This is a genomic window from Paracoccus sp. P2, assembly GCF_046335115.1.
Taxonomy (GTDB): Bacteria; Pseudomonadota; Alphaproteobacteria; order Rhodobacterales; family Rhodobacteraceae; genus Paracoccus; species Paracoccus pantotrophus.
Map to the genome: position 1 here is coordinate 1 of NZ_JBGOSN010000145.1, position 1,295 is coordinate 1,295.

Below are 1,295 nucleotides of genomic sequence, written 5' to 3' on the forward strand. Positions count from 1 at the left end.
ACGCGCCAGCTATCTGGTAAGCGCGCGCGCCATGGCGCCGGTCACCGCCGCGTGGCCGGATTTTACTCCGCCGCGTGGCCGGATATTGCACCGCCGTTGACACGCGCTTCAATCAGCGAGCCAGAAGCCCGAAGGGTGCCATCGGACTGGCACAATTGATGCCTGGGACAGCCTCGCTTCTTGGGGTCGATCCGTCCGATCCGATGCAAAACTTGGACGGCGGCGCGCGCTATCTCCTTACGCAGCTTCAGAATTTTCGGAGTCCGACTCTGGCGCTGGCAGCATACAACGCCGGCCCGGCGGCGGTTCGGAAATATGGCGGCGTCCCTCCCTATCGGGAAACCCGCGATTACGTGGTCAGGATTCTGTCCCGCCACGAACAGCTAATGGCACGAAATTGAAAGGGAATTTGCCATGACGAAACCAAATCACATGCAGATGGCGCTGTTCGTCGTCCTGCTAGTCTGGGCTGCGATGTTTGCGACCGATGTGCTAGCCCAGGCCACCGCGGGCGGGGTGCAGTTCTCGAAGATCGACACGCTCGGCAACAGCTTCATCACCTGGATCAAGGGCAACCCGACGACGATCTTCTTCACATTGGCGCTGGTCATTACCGGCTTTCTGGCTGCCTTCAACCGGATCAGCTGGATGTGGGTCGGAATGATCTGTCTTGGTGCTTTCTTTGCCTTCGGCGCCACGAACATCGTCACCCAACTCAAGTCGATCTTCACCTGATGGCCGAGCGTACTCCGGTCATCCTCGGACTGTCGAGGCAGGCCAAGATGTATGGCCTGCCGATGCCCTACTTCCTGGCGGTCGGCGGCCTGACGATGTTGCCGTTCATCTGGGTAAAATGGCTGCCTTGGCTGCTGACTGCACCGCTCTGGTACGGCCTCGCCAAGATCGTGACGATTATCAACCCCAATGGTCATCGGGTTGTGGCCGTGATCTGGACCAAAACACGGCCTGTCATTTCTCTCAACAAAAAGAAGAGATTCCGCCGCTATGTTTAGCCCCCGTGATTTGAGCGAAGTCAGCGAGCGTGCCCGCGCAATCCTTCCGGCCGATCTCAATCTGTATCGGCACATGCCTTATGCGATCGAGGTTGACGATGAGGTCGTGCGGACCCGAGAGAACGGTCTGCTGATCGCGCTCGAAATCACGGGCATTGACGGTCTCACCAGCTCGGACAGTGTCAACGGCGGTGCAATATCCGGCCACGCGGCGGAGTAAAATCCGGCCACGCGGCGGTGACCGGCGCCATGGCGCGCGCGCTTACCAGATAGCTGGCGCGT

At 59.7% G+C, this 1,295-nt stretch carries 3 protein-coding genes and 1 pseudogene; all 4 read left to right on the forward strand.

From position 1 onward, the window contains the following. Positions 1–110 precede the first annotated feature (110 nt). Positions 111–401, forward strand: a pseudogene (locus ACDP63_RS24845) (lytic transglycosylase domain-containing protein); the annotation flags it as partial. A 13-nt stretch (positions 402–414) separates the two neighbouring features. Further along, complete coding sequence (locus ACDP63_RS24850) at positions 415–735, forward strand: TrbC/VirB2 family protein (protein ID WP_082658002.1); 321 nt, start codon at positions 415–417, stop codon at positions 733–735. Continuing rightward, positions 735–1,013 (forward strand): VirB3 family type IV secretion system protein, encoded by a 279-nt coding sequence (locus tag ACDP63_RS24855; protein WP_082658003.1) that lies wholly within the window; start codon positions 735–737, stop codon positions 1,011–1,013. Before ACDP63_RS24850 ends, ACDP63_RS24855 begins: the two co-directional genes overlap by 1 nt. After that, complete coding sequence (locus ACDP63_RS24860) at positions 1,006–1,233, forward strand: hypothetical protein (protein ID WP_409928855.1); 228 nt, start codon at positions 1,006–1,008, stop codon at positions 1,231–1,233. The genes ACDP63_RS24855 and ACDP63_RS24860 overlap by 8 nt, the downstream gene beginning before the upstream one ends. The last annotated feature ends 62 nt before the right edge of the window (positions 1,234–1,295 follow it).

Coding starts and splice junctions, on each gene's coding strand:
- ACDP63_RS24850 (WP_082658002.1), top strand. CDS start 415: ATGACGAAACCAAATCACATGCAGATGGCGCTGTTCGTCGTCCTGCTA.
- ACDP63_RS24855 (WP_082658003.1), top strand. CDS start 735: ATGGCCGAGCGTACTCCGGTCATCCTCGGACTGTCGAGGCAGGCCAAG.
- ACDP63_RS24860 (WP_409928855.1), top strand. CDS start 1,006: ATGTTTAGCCCCCGTGATTTGAGCGAAGTCAGCGAGCGTGCCCGCGCA.